We start from the raw sequence: 286 nt of genomic DNA on the forward strand, positions 1-286 counted from the left end.
ATCGGCCGCAATGGGGCGGCCAAGACCGAGGACGATTTCGAGCGCCGGCTCTACATCCTGCGCAAGTCGATCTCGCAGGCGATCTATCAGCGCCGCGACCGCGGCATGGCCGGCTACTATCCCTGCTCGTTCTCGTGCCGCACCGTGATCTACAAGGGCATGTTCCTCGCCGACCAGCTCGGCAAGTACTATCCCGACCTACACGAAGCCGATTTCGATAGCGCGCTGGCGCTGGTGCATCAGCGCTTCTCGACCAACACCTTCCCGACCTGGTCGCTGGCGCATC

1 protein-coding gene is annotated in these 286 nt (G+C 63.3%); it reads left to right on the plus strand.

Annotation, left to right across the window (positions count from 1 at the left end; translation table 11 throughout):
- A partial coding sequence (locus LB449_RS13855; protein ID WP_224455700.1) for a hypothetical protein occupies positions 1–286 on the plus strand: 286 nt, incomplete at both ends.

It is taken from the genome of Psychroflexus lacisalsi, assembly GCF_020164495.1.
Taxonomy (GTDB): domain Bacteria; phylum Bacteroidota; class Bacteroidia; order Flavobacteriales; family Flavobacteriaceae; genus Psychroflexus; species Psychroflexus lacisalsi.